Origin of the sequence: Colwellia sp. TT2012 (genome assembly GCF_001440345.1) — a bacterium.
In the GTDB taxonomy this organism is placed as follows: domain Bacteria; phylum Pseudomonadota; class Gammaproteobacteria; order Enterobacterales; family Alteromonadaceae; genus Colwellia.
The window spans coordinates 1-1,129 of sequence record NZ_LJYX01000064.1 but is presented as its reverse complement, the minus strand read 5'-3'; the positions used below and the strand labels follow the sequence as shown (position 1 = coordinate 1,129).

Sequence of the window (1,129 nt, the reverse complement as noted above, 5' to 3'; positions counted from 1 at the left end):
GGGCTTGCTCGCGATAGTGGTGTATCAGTGCCAGATGAGTTGCCTGAAACACCGCATTCGCGAGCAAGCCCGCTCCCATATTTACGGTGTACACCCGCAAAATAGAGCTGTTTCAGGGGGTATAGAATTTTTGCTCTAAAAATGACTACTGCATATTCTTGAGTCATGTTTATGACTGTAGGGCCCTCTTTTGGCTCTAGGCGGCCCTTTGCAAAGCTGCTACTCCCGGCGCGCTTTGTGACCTCTCGGCCTGCTTGAAACAGCCAGAATCACCTTCAAAATCACCAACAACTCAAAACAGCATCCAATGCTGTGAATGAAATCGCCTCACTGAGGAGTGCGATTCCATGATCGAAGACTTTTGGAAGGTTAAGTACCCCGCCGGGATTGCTGCAGACATCAAGCCAGACGAGTATCAAAATATTCAGGCGGTACTGAAACAGTCCTGCCAGCGCTTCGCCGACAAACCGGCTTTCAGCAACCTGGGCAAGACAATCACCTACGGTGAGTTGTACGAATTGTCCGGTGCTTTTGCCGCGTACCTGCAACAGCATACCGACTTGCAGCCCGGTGATCGAATCGCCGTGCAATTACCCAACCTCCTGCAATACCCGGTCGCCGTGTTCGGGGCTATCCGTGCCGGCCTGATCGTGGTCAATACCAACCCGCTGTACACCGCGCGGGAAATGGAACACCAGTTCAACGTCTCCGGGGCCAAAGCCCTGATCTGCCTGGCCAACATGGCGCACCTGGCAGAAAAAGTCGTACCCAAGACTGCCGTCAAGTACGTGATCGTCACCGAAGTGGCTGACCTGTTGCCGCCGCTCAAGCGGCTGCTGATCAACAGCGTCATCAAGTACGTGAAAAAAATGGTCCCGGCCTATCACTTGCCCCAGGCGATCAAGTTCAACGACGTCCTGGCCAAGGGCCATGGCCAGCCGGTCAACGAAGTCAGTCCCGCCAGCGAAGACGTGGCCGTGCTGCAATACACCGGCGGCACCACCGGCGTGGCCAAGGGCGCGATGCTGACCCATCGCAACCTGGTGGCCAACATGCTGCAGTGCAAGGCGCTGATGGGCTCCAACCTCAATGAAGGCTGCGAGATCCTGATCACACCGCTGCCGCTCTA

General features: G+C 55.6%; 1 protein-coding gene. It reads left to right on the top strand.

Annotation, left to right across the window (positions count from 1 at the left end; all coding sequences use genetic code 11):
* Positions 1 to 347: 347 nt before the first annotated feature.
* Positions 348 to 1,129: AMP-binding protein (locus ASU03_RS20155; RefSeq protein ID WP_157465973.1), on the top strand; the 782-nt coding region annotated here is incomplete at its 3' end.